We start from the raw sequence: 18621 nt of genomic DNA, 5'->3' as shown, positions 1-18621 counted from the left end.
AGTACTTATTCTTTTAATAATATATTGATGTCTTGCTGCAAGTCTCGTACCCCTTTTTTATCTAAACCATCATAATATAAGATAGGATTTCCAAAATTATCTCTTCGGCAACGGATGTTTCCATTTTTATCAATCAAGGCAAACAAGCCTGAATGCTCAAATCCGCCATTAGCCTTACTATTTTCTCCTGCATAAAGATTAAAACCTTTATTAGCCAAATCAAAAATAGCTGCCTTTTCTCCACTTAGAAAATTCCAGTTTGAAGACCTTACTCCTAATAAATCAGCATGCTCTTTTAACACCTTAGGTGTATCATGTTCAGGATCGATTGTAATAGAAACAATCCCAAAATTAGGATTCCCAAAAAATTTATTTTCAATTTCCAACATGCTTTGATTCATTTTCGGACAAATGGTAGGACAAGTTGTAAAGAAAAATTCCAAAACATATACTTTCCCTTTATAGGTTTCATTACTAATTAAAACGTTATTTTGATTAGTTAATTCGAACTTTGGAGCAGGTCCTATTTCAACTAACTTTCCGTCTTCTTTTGTACCCGTGGAAACCTTATCCAGCCGTTCTCCTTTTACAATGTCATCATTCTGAATTCTTGAAACTAATTTAGGGATTACAAAGATTCCGAAAACAAGAATTACAAATGAAATCCCGATATAAGATTTATTTTTGAACATAAAATATGATTTTAAAGCTGTTTTGAAGCATTATTATTTTTCTTAAGAGCTGCTCGGTATTCATATAAAATGATTTTAAAATCATCAGCCATTTCATTACTTAACTCCGAAGGGTGAAAAGTATTATAACCTTCCTTATACTCATCCTGATCCTTTCTCCCTCTAAGGTTTCTTTCTTTATCTACAATAAATACATTTGGAGTCCCAGTATTAGAATCTAATTTCCCTACTAATTTAAGTTCTTTGTAATAGGCATTTATTTGATCAGGAGTGGCAAATAAGAAATGCCAATTAGAAACATCAGTGAAATCGTCAAATGCATCCATAATCTGATGAACATCTCCTTCGGTACCCAAAGGACAAATCATAACAAATTGAAGATCCTTAAACGTGTGGTATTTTTGATAAATTTTTTCATTGAGATTAAAAAGATTACCTCTATTTTTTAAAATCTCAGTCCCTCCAAAACCAAGAATTGTGATTTTATTATCCAGCGTGGCTTTTTTACCATCTAAAGACTGCCATTCTCCAAAATCAGCAATTTTAGGAATAATGACCGGTAGTTTTGTAAAACCATTTACCCCTGAAGCAAAGAATAGATAAGCTACAATAGGCAAAATAAAAAGAACAAAAAGAACGATATTTTTTTTCATTATGATTCTGATAATGTTTAATCGGCAAAAATAAAAAAAGGTACGCAATGCGTACCCTTTTTTTGAATTAATATATTGTTAAAAGTTCCATTTAATGGTCGAATCCTTAAAAACACCATAAATATAATCCCCTTCAGTCAAAAGTATAAAAAGTATATACAAAATCAGAAATACAATAGGCAAAACAATTGACCATCTAAGACTTGATTTTTCACCTTCTAAATGCATAAATGCCCATACAATATAATATGCTTTAAAAACAGTCAGTATATAGAAAATCCAATTTAGCAAGTTCATACCTAGGAAATGATTCAAATGAAATACAGCCGGTTTATAAATACCAAGTATAACCTCAACTATTGTTACCACAGATAACAATGCAAAAACAAACCAAATTCTCTTTGTATTAGAAACGTGTTCGTGTGACATAATAATAAATCTAAAATTAAACTAAGTAGAAAACTGTAAATACAAATACCCAAACTAAATCAACAAAGTGCCAGTAAAGCCCCACTTTTTCGACCATTTCATAACTTCCTCTTCTCTCATAAGTTCCTAGAAGTACATTGAAAAATATAATGATATTGATAATCACTCCAGAAAAAACGTGGAATCCGTGGAATCCTGTGATAAAGAAAAAGAAATCAGCAAATAATTTATTCCCATATTCATTTCTTATCAAATTCGCTCCTTCAACAACATGAGCTGCTTGCGCTAATCTTAACTCTGACTCTTCTCTAGTTAAAACTGTTTTGAATTTAACTTTAGACAAATCATGGTTTATTGTAGAATTCTTAGCCTCTTCAACACTTCCTTCATAAATAACTTCAGTTCTAATCAACAATTCAGGATGCGCTTTAAAACCGGCTTGCACCTCAGCAATTGAATACGAAGGTAAGGCAGGCTCACTAACAAACCAGCTTCCTTTATCCCTTGTATGCTGAACTCTTTCTTCATTTAAGGTTGCTGCAAAATCAGCTAAAGCCACACGTTTACCATCTTTATCAACAAACTGAAGCAAACTACCTCCAGTTGTTTCGATGGCACCATACTGCCCCTTTATGAAATTCTTCCATTCCCAAGCTTGTGACCCAACGAAGATCAAACCACCAATAATGGTCAAAAACATATAAACGACAACTTTATTTTTTTTCATTTGATGACCTGCATCAACAGCCAAAACCATCGTTACAGATGAAAAAATCAAAATAAAAGTCATCAATGCCACATAATACATTGGCGCATCAACACCATGCATAAATGGGAAGTGATTAAACACTTCATCGGCCAAAGGCCAAGTTTCAATAAATTTAAATCTAGAAAAACCGTAAGCTGCTAAAAATCCAGAGAACGTTAAGGCATCAGACATGATAAAAAACCACATCATTAATTTACCGTAACTTGCTCCCATTGGCTCATTGCCGCCTCCCCAAGTTTTTTCTTCACTATTTGCAGTAGTAACTGTCGCTTTCATAAAAGTTATTCGTTAAAAAGTTCCCAAATTTACGTTTTTTTCTTATTTAAAGAAATATAAAAATACAAATAAACAAACCCATAGTAAATCCAGAAAGTGCCAGTACATCGCACCTAGTTCTATACCAAGAGTTTGAGTCGAATTGTATTTTTGTTTAAAATGATTATAAATTATAATTAGAAGCGAAATCAATCCTCCAGCCAGGTGCAACAAGTGAACAAAGGCGATAACATATAAAAAAGTCGTAGTTATTACGCTTGACGGACCTGTAGGATAATACCCCATTTCAATCAAGTTTGAAAACCCCACAAATTGCAAGATAACAAAAAGTATCCCCAATGCTAATGTAACTAAAAGATACGTAGAAGTAGCTTTTCTATTGTCTTTTTGAATCGATTTTTTAGCCAGATGCATTGCAATACTGCATCCAACGATTACAATCGTACTAAAATAAAACACCGCTGGCAATTCGAAATCTTTCAACCAGTCTACCCTAGACTTACTGACTATAAAAGCACTGGTTAACCCTCCAAACATCATTGTCATACTAATTATAGCAAACAACAATATCATCTTAGACGACCTCGCTGCTCTTTCTTTATGCTCCTCTGTTGTCATTATCATATCCATAACTATCTTAAAAATTTATCAAATATATACACTAACTGTAATAAGGTAATATAAGAAACACTTACCAGCATTAACGTTCTAGCTGCTTTAGCACTTCTCACCTTATATAAACGAACCGCATAAAACAACATCCAAAGCCCTAATAAAAAAACAATCACAGCAGATATTGGCGTAATAAACAATTGCCCCGTAAACCCTAAAGCAGGCAAAAGTGACGCTATAAGAAGCCAAACGCTGTACAGAATAATTTGCAAAGCAGTTCCTTTATCTTTTTTCCCCGTAGGCAACATAAAGAAACCCGCCTTCTCATAATCTTCATATAAAAACCAGCCAATAGCCCAAAAATGAGGAAATTGCCAGAAAAACTGAATCAAAAACAAAGTTCCCGCCTCTATACCAAACTCACCCGTTGCAGCCACCCAGCCCAACATAAAAGGAATTGCTCCAGGAAAAGCACCTACAAAAACAGACAACGAAGTCATCGTCTTCAAAGGTGTATAAACACTCGTATATAAAAAAATCGAAATAGCACCAAACATGGCAGTTTTAGGATTAATCGCATAAAGCAAGGAAATCCCCGCCACTGTAAGAAGAGATGCTACAACCAGAGCCAACAAAGGCGACATTCTTCCCGACGGAACCGGACGATTCTTAGTTCGATCCATCAAAGCATCCAAATCCTTTTCGATCACCTGATTATAAGCATTAGAAGCGCCCACCATACAGTAACCTCCAACAATCAACATCAACAAAACAGACCACTGAAAAGGATGTTTATCATCAATCCCCAGGAAGTAGCCCGCAATGGAAGAAAACAAAACACTTATAGCCAACCCTGCTTTTGTGATTTCTTTGAAATCCGAAAAAACCGTTTTAAGGGAAAATGTATTTGATATTGTATTCAATGCGGTTTTTCTTTAGATTTTACAAAACTGTTGCAAAGGTACAAATTAGATACAGAAATAGAAATTAAGAATTTAGATTTTTTCAATCGAAAAAAACAAAAGCAAAACACCCGCAAAACTTGATTCCTGAACCTATAACAAACATCAAAAAACATGTTTACTAAAAAAGAACATTAATAATCAAAATACCAATTAAAAACATCAGACCTTAAACCTAAAGCAAACCAATTTGTGCTTTGATTAAAAGTAGCCGCAGTATTCATTTTCGGGTCAAAATTCCTGTAAATATAACTTCCAAAAAGCTTTAGATTAGTCGCCGGATTTACCAAATAGCCTCCCTGAATGTCCACCATAAAAACATTCGTCTTATTTCCCTGACCTACTTTTACACCGGAATCAAAAGGCCTTTTTTCATCATAATCTTTATAAATATTTCCGCCATAATTAAAATTATCTTCTACTGTATCAAAATCCAGACCTCTAGTTCCTAAAGTAATTTTGGCATCACCAAAATACCGATCCTTATGATAACGCGCTATTGCAATAAACTCTTTAAAATTCCCGCCCCATTGATGCCCCACACTTTGGTTATTATGCCCATAATTAGTAACAGGCTCACTATGAGAATACACATAAGGTCTTACATGATTGTATTCGAGCTGCAACAATAAATTATCTACCTTAAAAGCATTGTAATATTTAGCCCCTAATTGATATCCGTATTTATTTCTCCAACTATTATCTCCATTCTTGATATCTCCAAGTGAAAATTCATCCAAAAGAAACTGACCGTAAAGATTAATATGATTATTCAATTTGTATTTAAATGACAAACCCAAAAGCGCATTTCCTGTCCTAGCCGAGGAAGCAAACTCAACAGATCGATAAAAAATAATTGGATTTACAAAACTCGCATCAAAACCTCGGTCATTTGTATTTGTCCAAATCACCGATTCAAAAAAACCAAGATTTAATTTATTAGACACATTCCAACTTAAATAATGGTTAGCCATAAACTTAGTTGCATAAGTTCTTTCGAGCGTAACTGCTGGCCTAACATCTTTAAGCCACATATAAGTATTGGTGTATTTTATTTTCCAAAAATTGGTGTTCAGCTTAAAATAAGGATATGGACTAGCTCCATCACTTCCCAACAAAGAACGATAACCATCACCTATAAAATTCCTGCCATAACCCAACTGTAAATCGATGTGTTTTGTAGGTGCAAAAGTCAAATTAGCTTCCGACAAAGGGAAATCATAGGCATCCGTTTTAAAATCTTTAGCGATGCCCATCCCCGGAATAATGGCAGGATTGCCTCCAGCCGGCATAATAGACTTAGCATAATCATTAAAATAATCAGCAAAACGTCCTTGACTTTCGAAAATAGTTGTGGTAAAATTTAATTGTTTTCCCAATCCACCTCTGAAATTAATCGCTCGCGTATTTACGTAGGTGTACGAAGCTTTATTTTGTGAGGCCTTCCCTAGTTGTAAATCCAAAATAGGATTCAAAGCAAACCAATAATCCTCGCCTTGAATTTCCACCATATTTTCATTCCATAATTTTCTGGCCCACCAGCCAGAAGCATTTTTTTTAAGTTTATCATTCACTCCTTTTAGGTCATAGTATTTAGCAACTTCAGCATAAGTATAGGGCTTAGACGCTGTATGATTATTACTTCCCACTCGGTTCAACGAGGAATCAAATTGCGCATAATAACTATGAGAGAAAGGAATATTTAAATGACTTTCATATTCTGGATTCTTGTATTTTTTATACACAATACTATCCAACTCCGTAAGTTGTTTCGTATTACTCTGTAAAATATCGGCTTTAGCCAAAGCTTCAGCAGCTAAAATGTCAGGACTTTTTAATGGAATTTCAATGGTTATATTGTATTTTGAATAAGTGGGCTTCCCATCATAAGTCGCCGAAACAATCTTAGGAAACTTAGCAAACACCCTTTTCGCTTCCTGAATCAGTGCGTCATCCAAAGCATTTACATAAATCACTTTAAACACACCTTTCTCATCTACTTCAAATAGTACTTTAAGACTTCCTTTAAAATGATTTTGTATCAAATTCTCAGCAACAACAAAATTTTCAAAAACATGCTCTTGTACCTTCGCATAAAAACAGTTTTCCAATTCATTGTCTTCTAAAGTAGCACAAGAAGGAAAAACAGGAAAACGTTCGGCAGAAAAATTAGATTTCGTAGCGGTATTGGTTAAATTTTGAGAGTAAGTAAAAAAACAAAAAAATGATAAACCGAGAGTTAGCCAACCTTTTTTCATATGTTTTTGATTGTAGATTTAGTATCCAAGCTTTGCGTTTTCACGATTTGCAATTGCTTTTGCTCCTGAGGTCCCAATACGCTTCACCCCTAATCGAATCATTTCGATTGCCTCTTCATAAGTTCTTACTCCTCCAGCCGCTTTTATGGGAAGCGGAGACGCATTCTCCAGCATCATCATGATTGCGGAAATGGTGGCGCCATTCGGCAAATCATTCTCTGTTTTATAAAATCCTGTCGAAGATTTCACAAAAACGGAAGCATAATCTGCTTCTTTAAAATTAGAGATCACCATATTTTTTATCAAAGCCGAAAGTTGCATAATTTGTTTATCATTGAGTGCCGCAACTTCTATAATCCATTTTACAACTTTACTGTTTTCCAATCCTAGTTGGGTACATCGTAGAATTTCATCTTTCACCAAAGCAACATCACCCTTTTTGAAGGCTTCATAATTACAAACAAAGTCCAAATCATCAGCACCATCTTTAATTGCTTGGACCGCTTCTTTAATTTTATCTTCCACATTTGAGTTTCCTTCCGGAAAATCAATTACAGTTCCTATTTGCAGGGGCGAATTAGCATCTAAAATCATTTTTTTAGCAACAGAAACCATATCGGGGCGAATCATAATAAGCTTGAACTTCTCTTCAATAGCTTCTTGAATAAAGTTTTTAACCACTTGAAGATTTTCATTCTCATCAAGTCCCGCTTGGCTTGGAGTTTTTAAATAAGTCGAATCTAAATACTTTCTGATATTCATTAAGCTTATAATTTCTGGTTGGCACCAATTTGATTTCTAAGAATGCACAACAAATTCCTACTGGTATAAATATAATCATTTCACTTTTAAAAACAACATCACTATCGATGAGTTTGCATTTACAGCGACTATCAAATTGTTCTTTTAACAAAAAAATCCCACCGAAGTGGGATTAGTAATATTTATATCATTTTTTTTAGCGCTTCTTTCTAAAATAAATCCGAAGAATCAGAACAGCTAAAGTGGCTCCTGTAACATTTGCCAAAATATCTGACACATCTGACTTTCGACTTATAGTAAACATTCCTTGAGCTATCTCAATTGCAATTCCAAAAAAAACAGATAGCAAAAAAGAAACAACATAAGGCTTTGCTGAATACTGATTTTTGAATTGTTCTTTCAAAAATAAAAACCAAAGAAAGGTAAATACAAAATGAAAGAAAGCGTGAACATATTTATCAACATTCTGAATTCCTACTGTTGGAACATCATTCAATTGAACTAAACAAAGAATAAGAACAACCGCAGTCCAAGAAAAAGCAAGCCAAAAAAATATTTTTTTAAGCACCAATAAGTTCTTTATAAGCTTCGCTTGAAAGCAACGAATCATAATCAGCTACGTCAGCAACTTTAATTTTTATCATCCATCCCGCTCCATAAGGATCAGAATTTACAGTTTCTGGAGCGCTTTCTAAAGCATCATTAAACTCAATAATTTCACCTGCTAAAGGAAGAAACAAATCAGAAACCGTTTTTACTGCTTCAACAGTTCCAAAAACTTCGTCTTTATCTAAAGTTTGATCTAAAGTTTCCACTTCTACATAAACGATATCCCCTAATTCTTTTTGAGCAAAATGTGTAATTCCTACAGTTGCAACATCTCCTTCTAGACTAACCCATTCGTGATCTTTTGTGTACTTTAAATTTGCTGGTATACTCATAATAAATAGTATTGATAATTGATAATATTTTTTTGTTTGGCAAATGTAACAATCTTCTTTTCAAATCCTGTTTAGATTTGAAAAATTAATTTCCAAAATTATAACGGAGCGTAAAGCCGGAACGAATATTTGTCAAAGGAAAGGTTGTTGATATTACTGCTTTCGAAAAAGAATGATCATAATAGAAAATCGCTGTTAGATTTTTACTAAAAGCATAATCGGCAGTTAACTTTAACGACCATATATTTTGCCCACCAGCCAGTTGATTGTTATCATAATCTAAATAACGCACAATGGTTTGATTATTACGATATGAAAAATCAGCTTTCATGTTGATATCTCCTTTGATTATTCCCGTAGGATTATCGGCTAATCGAGAAGAGAAAATCACGTCTTTAAATCGATACCCAAGTCCTATCACATATTCAATACCTTTAACCTCTGTCAATAGATTATTATCAAAACTCATAGACAAGGCTCTGTCTTTTTTCACTTCTGTCAGTAATTTTAAAGAGCTTTTCAATTCAAAATCCATTCGAATAAGCGGACTAAACTGCTCTACCAAGTTAATGTTTGACATGATGGTCTTGTTAAAAAAGTTACCATTAGCATCCACTCCATTTGGTGTATTATCATATTCAAAATTAGATCGATACTGATTGATTGTATAAGAAGCTCTGTAATTATGTTGCAAAGAAAAACGCTTAAAATTATTTTTAAACAAATTATATCGCATAAGCCCATTGTATCTGACAGACCAGTTCGGAATTGGGAAATTCCTAAAAATGCCGAGCGAAGATCCTGAAGCATCACTACCAGCATAGGCTGCCAGAAAAGCCGGTAACAATACCGCTTGATTATTTTTACCATAGCCCAACGGATATCCATCAGCATCCAAATTAGCCGGATTACTTATATCAATACCCCGTTGTGTTGCTAATCGATTAGCCACCGTGAGCCTATTGGCCCTAAAATCATCAAAAGCTGCAGATGAAATTTCGTCACTTGTAGAAAAGGAAGTTTTAATCAACACTGTCGATATTGAGAAAAGGCCATAAGTATAAGGCGAACGCGAATTATAAATTCCATTAGACACATCATATTGCTCTGAAAAATTTTCAGAGAACGAACGATCCGCAGTAAGGTCAATCTTTAAATCCGGGAATAAATCTACACTGGCAGTCGCTTTGAAAAGTTTATTATCTATCTGTGTGTAGTTTTGATTGAATTCCTGATAATTAGTCAACCAACCATTCTTGGCAGCTTCGTATCTCACATCGTCTTGACTTCCAAAAATAAAACCTAATGAAGGTCTCGAAGAACCCAGAAAACCTATACTTGGCGTATAGCCGGGCAAAACCGTACCGCTGTTCTCTGCATAATTGATTTGGATGTTTTTAACACTTGTCAAAACTCCTATAAGTCCATCAACAAATTCATTGCTTTTCGCAGCTGGTTTTACATTTGTATTTACCAGTTTTTCACCTGGCCTCGGCGCTTGTACTTTAGGCTTACTTGCTACTTTATTAGCCGTTTTAGACAATCCCAAATACTTGTACAGCATTTCCATATTGAAATTTGCATTCAAATTATTAGAACGCGCATTTTGAACTGTATTCCCTAAATTATAATCGATTCCCTCAATTTCAATTTGCGACAGGGCTGTAGAAGAACGTTGCCAACTATAGTCGCCAGTATAAGAATAATTAGCCTTTACAAAACTAAACAATGGAATTTTATTAATCGGGATTTCATAATTCAGAACCAGTTGCTGCATGTGCTGATTAGGATCTCCAATATCCCAATAACTATCCCAAATGGTAAAACTATCTATTGGCTCATTATCCTGATTTAAATAATTTTTAACAATATTATTAGACGAAGCCGTATAGCTTAACTTTAACGATTTACTCAAATTATAATTAAAACCGTATTGGTAATTGAAGGCAAAATTGCGTCTGTACAAAGGATCCAAACCTATGCCCTGAACATCTTCTACCTGTCTAAACTGCTGACGATTGTATTGTCTGTTAATATTAGTATTGAACGAAATATTAGACGGCAAATAATTAAAATTAAAATCGCTGAGTAATTTCCAATAGCTGCTCTTTTTCATAAACTTCGTGTTCTTGAAAGGTTCAACTGGCTTTGGCTGGAAACTGTAAGCATAATCCACTGACGAAGAAGCCTGCTGATCTGCATAATCTTCAATCTCAAAATCATGCCTTTCAACTTTATTATAAGACTGCGAAAAAGTAAAATTCTCTGGATCGTAAACATGTGGTTTCTGCTCAGGACTTCTTTGTTTTCTTACTCCAATAAAATTAATACTAGTGCGTTTTGTATAATCTATGGCTCTATTTCTGATATTGTCTTTCGCGGCCTGATCTGTGGTAAAATCCAATAACTGGTTCAACCTAATATCTTGATTAAAAGGATCATATTCTGGCGTTATAATTTCTTCACCAATACCATAATTAAAAGGCAGATTGATTCCCCATTTTACTGGTAATAATTTTCCAAGATTGATATTAGTGACTATATTATACTGCTGAATATCTTCCCTACTTCTCTCATTTGGACCTTGTTCCAAAGCTCCAAAACCAATAGTACTCATTTTTCCTGTAGCCGAAACCGTTGCAAAATCAGCTAGATTAGAGTCAACATTCAACACGGCTGCCATACCTCCTTTATTGTCCATATCCGCAAGACGCAGTTCATTGAACCACACTTCTCCTTTTATATCCTGATGTGTTTCATTACTTTTTACACCCACCATCAAAGTACGAACCAATCCAAAATTAGGATTCCCTTTTATCCCCAATCTCAATTTATTGATTTTATTAGCTAAACCAGGATTTAGCTCATCTTCATTTTGATAATAAATTCCGTCCAGAGGCAAATCACTTGGATTCACACTCATTGCCTGAATTTTCAATTGAGTCAATAAAGCTAATGTCAAATCGATCTCATTGGCTTCCGGCCAAACCAGTTCGGCACTCAAAGGAGAACAATTAGCTCCTGAAGTAGAGGAAGGCAAAGTCACTTTTAACGGAATTTCAATCTGGTAGAAATTCTGGGTAAAATCATTTCCAAAACGAATAAAACCTACCATCTGATCATCTGTTAAGACGGTTTCATTAGGTAAAGATTCGGCATGTAAAAACATTTTCAGTTTTTTGAATTGACGCATGTCAACACTAACATTTTTAAAAACAGCTCTGGAATCTTCCGGTTCTAATCCATCACCGGAAACTCTTAGCGCCAACGATTGTTCGTTTTGATTAATCAGTGTATTGTTGTTATACAATTGTTCACGTTGCACGCCCGGAGGAGTTATATAATTTACAGGACATCTTTCGTTGTTTTCTTGAACATTTACAGCCAACACATCCAAATCAGTTCCATCATCCGCAACATTCGTATCATTAAAATCAAGCGAATTAGTATACCTTCTCCAATCTCCTCTTACTAAATCCAAAGCTCCAAAACGAACAGTCACTTCCTGATTAAAGCCTGTCATAAACATTCTCATGAAACGAATCGATCTGAAATCGGAAATATTTCCAATGGTGTTCTGTGGTTGCGAAACCGGTATTTTAAACTGAAGCCATCTGGCCTCTGTCACCTCTCCATTAGCCAAGGTAACTTGCGTATTTCTTACATCAGTTATATAATTTTGACCAATCTCCATCGCAGGTCTTACATCAATACTGTATTCATAATATGCATTGATCGTATTCATGGTGTTATCCCTGTTTATATCTTCGACATCCGGAACGGTCGAAGCTCCACGATTAGGATCATTAATATCTACAGCCGAGTTCCCCTCTACTCCATTGTAATTTTTATATCGCTCAATAACACTGCCTGTTGTATTCAAATAGTAAGTATAATCATCTGCAGCGGGATCTAAAACTGAAGCAAAATTATCATAAACTGCTCCTTCATTGGCGCTAGACAAACCATCCAATCCAACATCCTGATTAGCACGATTACCGGCATTGGCATCGAAGGCATAAATTAAAGATTGCGAAGCCGGAACATCTCCCCAAATTGGTCTTGGATTCACCAATATCTGATCAGGACCGAGGCCATTTTCATATTGCTTTCTTCCATCCTTCAAAACATCTTCGGATATTTCACCCAGATTGAAATAGATTTTACCCATATTGGTATCTGTCGTTTTTCCTTTCCCAACAAAAGGATCTAAAACCCAAAGCTGAATGTATTCTACGTTTCCTTGTTCAAAATTAGTAGAATTCAACGATCGCATAATCCCACCAAAATTAGATGCAGGATCAGCAGCATAATTTACATTATTATTGTACGGCCCTCTATCCGAAGGATAATAAGTTAAATCCAATGTATTTACCACCTGCGACTGCCCTTGGGCAATATCTGTCAAAGGATACAATTCTTCGCTGTAAATCCTTCTTGTGGTATTAAAAGACAAATCATCATTGGTAATTCCGGATGGTTTTTGAGCATAAAAAATTGGATCTATCGAGTACCAAGCCAACTTGGCTCTCTTAAAACCATAACTCAAATCATTGGCTCCTGCATTAAAATCATACGTACTGTAAGCGTTTTTTTCAGGAGTAGACGCCAAGCTCCAAGCGTAAGCGGAACGCATGTCAATAGTAGACTGCGAACCTTCAAAATCATCTATATAAATGGTAGACTCGCCTTCAAAACGATCGGCTTTTGGTGAATCCGGCTTTAAAAAAGCAACTTCTCCTCTTACAGAAAGATTCGATGGAACATCGGTATCGAGATTAGGCAATTTATTCACTAATCTTGTTAAAAAAGGAACCTCTGTAGAAAAATTAGTATTGAATCCAAAAATAGTATTGTTCACCGATTCCTGACCAAAACTGGATTTTTGGGTAAATGGTTTTTCGGTCATCTTCAAAAAAGTGGCGCCAACCAAGAAATTATCCGAAATTTTATGTTCTACATTGACACCCATAAAACGTCTGGTTTGCTGCCCAAAAATTGAATTATTTTCCAATGAAACGTTTATAGGCGTATTGGATGCTTGAAGCGATGGGTCCAGAATTTGAACTCTTCCCAATTGATAATTCACGCTATAATCAACGCCTTCAACTAGAACTCTTCCCCCGGCCGTAACAACTACTGATCCTTGGGGAACATTAAATGCTCCAATGGGAATTCCGTCACCACTAGACGACTTAAATTTCCCTCTTAAAAGAAACTTATTTTTCTCACTGTCTTGCAAAGCCCCAGATTGAGTGTTGCGATACATATTTCGAAACACATACTTTTTTTGATTTGGATTATACGAATTTACATCATTATAATTTTCGCCACCATTTGCTAATTTAGAAAACAACAATTCCCCAAACGGTTCTTTGGTAGTGAATATAATTCGTCCGTTTTGAGAATCCACGGTCAAGCCCTGCATAAAATCAAAAAAACCGTCTCCACCCACTTGCGGATCGTTGTTATAATTGAGTTTATCTAAATTGAATACTTTTAATAAAGGCGTTTCTTTAACTCTATCTTCTACCGAAGGATTGGATGGAAATGGGATAGGGTTACCAGTTGCATCTTTGGCTTCAGTGATGTAATTCAAAGGCGAAGGATCTGTGTAAAGGATATTAAATCTAAAATCCTCTTGCTTCACTTGATAAGCACCTGGAATTTGATAAATATTTTTCATCATCAAGTTCCAAACTGGATTTTTCACATTGGTCAAATTGCTTTTCAGCATTTTAAGAACCAAACTTTGAGTAATAATAGCGCGATTAGAATCGGTTCCAGTTACTACTGTGGCATCAATTCCGTCACTTCCAAATTCCCCTACCTGATACACTTTTTCTCCAATTGTATATTCGTAAGCAACCGCTAGAATCTCATCATTAGCTAATTTTTGTTGCAATGAAATATACCCTAATTGCGGATGATAGGTATATTCATTCGAACTTAATTTTCTGGCATTCTCTAGTTTTGAATAATCCTGACCTTCACTTACGGTAACGTTAAATCCAGAATTTGAAGTTACAATTTCTCGAATATTATTATTTAAAAAACCTCCGTTCCCTATTAATGCCGGGTCATACTTATTATTTTTATTGTCTGAAGGCGTACCTAATCCCGAAATAAAAAAATCAGCCGGAATAGGATCCAAAACTACAACTTCATTATCATTTATTGGATTTCCGTTTGAATCTCTTAATTGACCTTCTCCTAAATCTTGAAGCGCAATAATGTTTCTTAAATTATTAGAAGTGGTATTAACCCTTGCTTGTTTATTAGTTACCCAAATCTCCAATCTCGTGATTTGAGCTCTACTATCAACAAAAGGATAATTTTTTAACGAAGCGTCATATCTACTTCTAAAATACTGCGACAGGAAAAAGTGTCTGTCACTGTCATAATCCAACGCAAAGATGTCAAAATCCTGAATGGTACCGCCGCCTTGAGAAACGATACTTTTAGTCTGTGATTTCTGTTCAGAAAAAACTCCGGTAACCGTTGTTTTCCCAAACTGCAATTGGGCTTTTACCCCAAATAAGCTCTGAGTTCCTCTTATCAAAGAACTGTTCAAAGGCATACTTACATTTCCAACCTCAATTTTTTGAATGATATCATCCTCGGTAGGACTATATTCTAATTTCATTAAATTTTGAAATGCAAAAGTAGACTGCGTATCGTAATTTGCGTTAACATTCAATCTTGTCCCTACTTTTCCCATCAAGCTCATGCTGATGCGTTGTTCAAAGTCAAAAGACAAATTGGATCTGTTTCTTGGAGAAAAGGATGGATTATCTTGCTTGGTATATCGGGCACCTAAATCCATTTCTACGGATCCAGTAGGTTTTACATCAATGGTATTACTTCCAAAAATGGATTCAAAAAGACCGGAATTCACATAATATTTAGGCAGTAAATCTTTTTTATCTCCTTCGCTACCTTCTTTTTTACCGTCAATAGCATCGGTTTTTTTCTTAAAATAGGCTCGCATTGATTCTTTCAAAACCAAGCTTTCATACTCTTTTGGGGTCAAAACAACCGGATAGTTAATAGAAAATCCATCTATAGAATTAGTATAGATATATCTGTCACTGGCAGCATCATAAGTATATCCAGACAAAACACTTTGAGGGTCTTTCATTTGAATTTTCCCTTTAGAAAAACCAGTTTTAACTGTATCCTTAACTTCTTGTTTTACCTGAGCTTGTGATATAAAACCACAAAACAAAATCAGCAAAAAAATATGAAATCTATACATACAATTCGTGTTTTTGAATACTTTTTATAGAATCTTCAATGCCTTTTTTATAATCGACTCAACAGAAGCTTCCGGATCCTCTTTTATAATTTTTTCAATAACTTTTTCAGCGTTTTTTCTAACAAAACCTAGAACCTCCAAAGCAGATAACGCTTCGTCTCTATTTGTATTGCTTTGCGAAACCAAAACTTCATCTAAATCGTACAACTTTAACACTTTTTCTCTTAAATCGAGAATTACTCTTTGGGCTGTTTTACTTCCAATACCTTTTATAGATTGAATGGTAACCACATCAGCAGAGCCAATAGCATTTGTAATTTGCTTAGGATCTAATGAGGAAAGCATCGTTCTGGCGATATTAGCACCGATACCCGAAACGGATAATAGTAATTTAAAAATCTCTCTTTCTGATTTCTCGACAAACCCAAATAAAGTATGTGCATCTTCTTTCACTTGAAGATACGTATATAATTTTAAAAAATCTGTATTTGCAAGCAATGAAAAGGTATGCAGCGATATATTCACATGATAACCAACACCTCCACAATCGACAACAACATGTGTTGGCGTTTTTTCTACTAATTTCCCTTGAAGTTGTGCTATCATTTATTTATTGTATGATTCATAAATTCCTTTAACCAAAAAACAAAAAGGTTCCTTAAAAACTCAAGGAACCTTCAGTCTAATAAATAAATTATTTAATCTTTTTCTTTTGCTTTTCTTGGGCGTCAATAACTGTAATGGCAGCCATATTGACCATTTCTTCTACACTGGCTCCTAGTTGAAAAATGTGAACGGGTTTCCCCATTCCTAACATTATTGGCCCTATAGAATCTACCTTGTTTAATTCTTTTAACAGCTTATAAGTGATATTTGCTGAATCAAGATTAGGGAAAATCAAGGTATTCACTTTTTTTCCAGCCAATCTAGAGAACGGGAATTTTTCTTTTAGCATTTCCGGATTTAAGGCAAAATCGGCTTGAACTTCGCCATCAATAACCATTTCTGGATGATTTTCATGCAAGTAAGCTACCGCTTCTCTAACTTTTCTTGCGTTGTCATCCGTTGATGACCCAAAATTAGAAAATGACACCATTGCAATTACTGGTTCAACACCAAACATTCTTGCTGTTTTTGCAGTCATAATTGCAATTTTGGCTAAGTCATCTGCCGAAGGATTGATGTTTATAGCCGTGTCTGACAAAAACATTGGACCACGAGATGTCATCATCATATTTGTAGTCGCTACAATAGAAGCCCCAGGAGCTTTATCAATAAGATGAAGCATTGGTTTTACCACTGAAGGATAACTTCTAGAATGTCCCGAAACCAAACCATCTGCCTCTCCTTCATTGACCATCATGGCAGCAAAATAATTTCTTTCTCTCATTAATTTTTGAGCATCCAGTAAAGAAATCCCTCTTCTTTTTCTAGATTCCCAATAAGTAGTAGCAAATCTATTTCTCCTGTCTTCTTCTTCTTTTGTTTTTGGATCAATAATTTCAACTTCGGCATCGAATCCTAATTCTTCTTTTAGTTCCAAAATAATCTCTTTGTTTCCCATCAAAACAGGAAAACCAATACCCTCTTCATGAACAATTTGCGCTGCTTTTAAAACATCTAAATGATCTGCTTCGGCAAAAACGATTTTTTTAGGATCCATTTTAGCTCTATTGGTAATCAATCGAACCATCTTGTTATCATTTCCTAGTCGATTCAAAAGCTCTTCTTCATATTTCTCCCAATCCGTAATTGGATTTAATGCCACTCCAGAATCCATCGCTGCTTTTGCAACTGCAGGAGCTACAATCGAGATCAAACGAGGGTCAAAAGGCTTCGGTATAATATAATCTCTACCAAAAACTAATTTAGTCGCTCCATAAGCAATATTTACTTGTTCTGGAACAGATTCCTTTGCTAATAATGCCAATGCTTTTACAGCTGCCATCTTCATCGCTTCGTTAATCTTAGTGGCACGAACATCTAATGCTCCTCTAAAAATATAAGGAAAACCAAGCACATTATTTACTTGATTAGGATGATCAGATCTTCCCGTTGCCATTATTATATCTTTACGTGTGGCGATAGCTAAATTATAATCTATTTCGGGATCAGGATTTGCCATGGCAAAAACAATCGGGTTTTCGGCCATTCCTAACAACATTTGAGCTGTCATGATATTCCCAGATGACAAACCTAAAAACACATCCGCTCCTACCAATGCTTCTTCAAGACTCATTGGAGCCTTATCTGTAGCATATTTTTGTTGCATAACCGATATAGAAGGACTATCCTTTGTCAAAACTCCTTTACTATTGAACATCAATATATTCTCTACTTTTACTCCAAGTAAAACATATAAATCAGCACAAGCCAAGGCTGCCGAACCTGCACCAGACACGACCATTTTCACATCTTCTGCTTTTTTACCCGCCAACTCTAATGCATTTATTAATGCCGCCGAAGATATAATAGCCGTTCCATGTTGATCATCATGCATCACTGGGATGTTCAATTCTTCCACAAGTCTGCGTTCGATTTCAAAAGACTCAGGCGCTTTGATATCCTCTAAGTTTATCCCTCCAAAAGTTGGAGCAATATTTTTTACGGTTTGAATAAATTCTTCAACGTCTTTAGTACCTATCTCAATATCAAAAACATCAATATCAGAAAATATTTTAAACAGCAATCCTTTGCCCTCCATTACTGGTTTTGAAGCCTCAGGACCAATATCACCAAGTCCTAAAACAGCCGTTCCGTTAGTTATTACAGCAACCAAATTTCCTTTTGCAGTATATTTATATACATTATTTACATCTTTGGCAATTTCCAAACAAGGCTCAGCTACGCCTGGCGAATAAGCTAATGACAAATCCCTTTGGGTTGCATATTTCTTGGTAGGAACTACTTGTATTTTCCCTGGAGTAGGTTTAGCATGATATAATAATGCTTCTCTTCTTTTGCTATTTTTGTTCATTTTATTAGATTTTATTCTAGTATACAAAGATA

Annotated in this window: 13 protein-coding genes; all 13 read right to left on the bottom strand. The window is 35.0% G+C overall.

The genetic code is table 11. The features are described 5' to 3' along the window. Positions 1-5: 5 nt before the first annotated feature. The 13 genes from LNP19_RS06285 to LNP19_RS06225 all read right to left on the bottom strand — a co-directional run bounded on the left by LNP19_RS06285 (position 6) and on the right by LNP19_RS06225 (position 18589). Positions 6-692 (bottom strand): SCO family protein, encoded by a 687-nt coding sequence (locus tag LNP19_RS06285; protein ID WP_230063930.1) that lies wholly within the window; start codon positions 690-692, stop codon positions 6-8. 11 nt (positions 693-703) lie between these two features. After that, entirely contained in the window at positions 704-1345 is a 642-nt protein-coding gene (locus tag LNP19_RS06280) for a hypothetical protein (protein ID WP_230063929.1), read from the bottom strand. Positions 1346-1423: 78 nt separating this feature from the next. Further along, entirely contained in the window at positions 1424-1774 is a 351-nt protein-coding gene (locus tag LNP19_RS06275) for a cytochrome C oxidase subunit IV family protein (protein ID WP_072942320.1), read from the bottom strand. 16 nt (positions 1775-1790) lie between these two features. Continuing rightward, positions 1791-2819 (bottom strand): cytochrome c oxidase subunit 3, encoded by a 1029-nt coding sequence (locus tag LNP19_RS06270; RefSeq protein ID WP_230063928.1) that lies wholly within the window; start codon positions 2817-2819, stop codon positions 1791-1793. A gap of 42 nt (positions 2820-2861) precedes the next feature. Then, on the bottom strand, positions 2862-3449 hold the full coding sequence (locus LNP19_RS06265; RefSeq protein WP_230063927.1) for a cytochrome c oxidase subunit 3: 588 nt from the start codon (positions 3447-3449) through the stop codon (positions 2862-2864). A 2-nt stretch (positions 3450-3451) separates the two neighbouring features. Beyond that, complete coding sequence (gene cyoE, locus LNP19_RS06260) at positions 3452-4354, bottom strand: heme o synthase (protein ID WP_230063926.1); 903 nt, start codon at positions 4352-4354, stop codon at positions 3452-3454. A gap of 173 nt (positions 4355-4527) precedes the next feature. Then, positions 4528-6651, bottom strand: coding sequence for a capsule assembly Wzi family protein (locus LNP19_RS06255; protein WP_230063925.1), 2124 nt, complete (start codon positions 6649-6651; stop codon positions 4528-4530). An 18-nt stretch (positions 6652-6669) separates the two neighbouring features. Continuing rightward, on the bottom strand, positions 6670-7413 hold the full coding sequence (gene deoC / locus LNP19_RS06250; RefSeq protein ID WP_230063924.1) for a deoxyribose-phosphate aldolase: 744 nt from the start codon (positions 7411-7413) through the stop codon (positions 6670-6672). Positions 7414-7609: 196 nt separating this feature from the next. Next, a complete protein-coding gene (locus tag LNP19_RS06245) occupies positions 7610-7981 on the bottom strand; it encodes a VanZ family protein (protein ID WP_230063923.1) in 372 nt (123 codons plus the stop codon). Beyond that, a complete protein-coding gene (gcvH, locus tag LNP19_RS06240) occupies positions 7974-8354 on the bottom strand; it encodes a glycine cleavage system protein GcvH (RefSeq protein ID WP_230063922.1) in 381 nt (126 codons plus the stop codon). The genes LNP19_RS06245 and gcvH overlap by 8 nt, the downstream gene beginning before the upstream one ends. 85 nt (positions 8355-8439) lie before the next feature. Beyond that, positions 8440-15612: a T9SS outer membrane translocon Sov/SprA gene (gene sov / locus LNP19_RS06235; RefSeq protein ID WP_230063921.1), complete on the bottom strand. Its 7173-nt coding sequence runs from the start codon at positions 15610-15612 to the stop codon at positions 8440-8442. A gap of 24 nt (positions 15613-15636) precedes the next feature. Beyond that, entirely contained in the window at positions 15637-16218 is a 582-nt protein-coding gene (ruvA, locus tag LNP19_RS06230; protein ID WP_230063920.1) for a Holliday junction branch migration protein RuvA, read from the bottom strand. Between the two features lie 88 nt (positions 16219-16306). Continuing rightward, positions 16307-18589, bottom strand: a complete 2283-nt coding sequence (locus LNP19_RS06225) for an NADP-dependent malic enzyme (protein ID WP_230063919.1) — start codon at positions 18587-18589, stop codon at positions 16307-16309. Between the last annotated feature and the right edge of the window lie 32 nt (positions 18590-18621).

Source organism: Flavobacterium acetivorans, from assembly GCF_020911885.1.
Classification (GTDB): domain Bacteria; phylum Bacteroidota; class Bacteroidia; order Flavobacteriales; family Flavobacteriaceae; genus Flavobacterium; species Flavobacterium acetivorans.
Note: the sequence above shows the minus strand (reverse complement) of the source record. Positions and strands in the feature narration are given on the sequence as shown.